The sequence below is a fragment of the Frankia sp. CoBUL1 genome (assembly GCF_978021245.1).
In genome coordinates this window covers 16,390-18,689 of the sequence record NZ_CDXDOS010000050.1, presented here as the reverse complement: position 1 = coordinate 18,689, position 2,300 = coordinate 16,390, and the positions used below count along the sequence as shown (strand labels likewise).

Sequence of the window (2,300 nt, the reverse complement as noted above, 5' to 3'; positions counted from 1 at the left end):
TCGGGCTACCTCCCGCCGTCCCCGAGCAGCCGGTGGTGGTCGTCAACAATCCGTCCCGGCTGCGCATCCCCCGGATCAGGGTGGACGCTCCGATCATTCATCTGGGTCTGAACCCGGATGGCACGCTCGGGGTGCCCAAGGCATGGGGAGATGTCGGCTGGTATGACCGCGGTCCGGCGCCTGGTGGCATCGGCCCTGCCGTGCTCGTCGGCCACTACGATTCCACCACCGGCCCGGCGGTCTTCTACCGGCTGCACGAGCTCGTGCCCGGCGACCGTGTCGAGGTCGCTTCGCCGACCGGCGTGTCCACGACGTTCGTCGTCGATCGCGCGGAGAACGTGGTGAAGTCGAGGTTCCCGACGAACCGGGTCTACGGACCGGTAATCCGCCCTGAACTGCGCCTGATCACCTGCGGGGGCGCCTTCGACCGGAAGGCCAGGCACTATCTCAACAACCTGGTGGTGTACGCGCACGCCGAATCCTCGGCAGGAGCCGCGCCCGTCGTGCCGGCCCGGTCTGCGGCGAGCGTGCTTCCGCCGAATCCGTCGCGGGGGCCCCTACCCGGGCAGCCGAGGCCGGCGCAGGTCGGTTCCGTCCCGAGTGTGAACCCGCCGCCCGCACCCTGACGACCCGGCCCGTTCCGCTGCCGGATCGCCGACGAGACAGCCGGCGAGATCTACGACACGTCGATGCTCGGGGCGTCGTGACGACCTGACGCGAGGTGGCGTGATCAAGCCGCCGACGGACACCCGGCGTGACGGCATCCGTACTTCTTGCCGAGCAGCGACGGCCTTCTGGTGCCGTGTTCAAGCGTTGGGGTGGGGGTGATTGCGAGCCGCCCGGGTATGTCCACTATGGTCATCAACGGCACTTCTGTTCTACCGATCCATAGGTGTCCGGATTATGAAGTGTCTGCTACATGTCATGCAGATATACCTATTTTGATAGAGATACCCGTCGGACCGATGTGCCTGGTCCTGCCCCCGGTTCGGCGGCCCCTCCGAGTATGTCGGGGCAGGTGCGGGGAGCCGTGGTTCCGGGTGTGGCCGGCGGATCCGGCCGCGTTCCGGCGGTGACGGCACTGACCGGGTCGTCGGCCGCCGGGCTGGCCAGCCCGAACCCGACAGCTCCCTCGTAGGCGCACGGGAAGGACACGTCTTGCCCCGTCGTGGTATGGCCTGGCTTCCGGAGGACTGGGACCAGTTCGTCCGGAATCATCAGCGCCCGCCGGCGCCCCACGGCTCCTCAGGCTCCGGCGCGGCTCGCCGCCGTACCACTCCTCCTCCGCGACGCGCGGTCACCATCGCCGCGTTCACCACCGGGACGATCGCGGCCTCGACCGCCGCCTTCGCGGCCACCGTCCCCGGGGGCGCCGACGGAACCTCGTCACTGGAGTCGAACTCCCTCACCCAGGAAGCCGCGCTCGTCCCGGGACACCACGCCACCGGCGGCGATGCGGCCTCGGCCCGCAGGCTCGCCCCGTTGGCCACCGCCATCGCGGACCACGACCCCGTCTTCACCAGTGTCTCGATCGCCGCGGACAAGACCTCGGTCGCGCCCAACACCCCGGTGCTGCTCACGGTGCGGGCGTTGGAATCGGACAGCGGCACCCCGCTTGCGAACCAGGACGTCCGTATCGTCGTGGTGAACGGTCCCCGGTGGCAGACCTCCACGAGGTTGCGGACCGACGCGAACGGCGCCGCGCAGATCACCGCGCGCCTGCTCTCCACGACGATGATCACTGCGGTCTTCGACGGATCGAACGCCCTGCGTCCCTCCGTGGCCGGCGCCGCCACGGTGACGATCGCGAGTCCGACGGGTTCGGGACGGTCGGGTCCGGGACGGTCGGGTCCGGGACGGTCGGGTTCCGTCATCGACCAGGCGATCCCAAAGGTCATCCCGGGCAGCTCGATCGGGGAGAAGGCCGTCTACCTCGCGTCGTTGAACAAGGGTAAGCCGTATGTCTGGGGCGCGGAGGGTCCGTACTCGTTCGACTGCTCCGGACTCGTCCAGTACGTCTTCAAACAACTCGGCCGCTCGCTGCCGCGCGTGGCCGAGGACCAGTACCGGGTCTCGATGAAGGTGCCCCAGTCCGGCAAGCAGCCCGGTGACTTGATCTTTTATGGTACTCCTGGGAATATCTACCATGTCGGCATCTACGCCGGGAATGGGTATATGTGGGCTGCCCCGCAGACCGGCGGTGTCGTGTCGCTGCGGCCCATCTACAGCTCCACCTACAAGGTCGGCCGCATCCTCTGAGCCCGGTCCCACCTGACCCGGTCCGAACGCCGGGGTACCCC

The 2,300-nt window shown here is 68.5% G+C and carries 2 protein-coding genes; both read left to right on the top strand.

The features are described from left to right. A partial coding sequence (locus AC08OX_RS06550; protein WP_476606989.1) for a class F sortase occupies positions 1-626 on the top strand: 626 nt, incomplete at its 5' end. 532 nt (positions 627-1,158) lie between these two features. After that, positions 1,159-2,259 (top strand): C40 family peptidase, encoded by a 1,101-nt coding sequence (locus AC08OX_RS06545; RefSeq protein ID WP_476606988.1) that lies wholly within the window; start codon positions 1,159-1,161, stop codon positions 2,257-2,259. Positions 2,260-2,300: the final 41 nt, after the last annotated feature.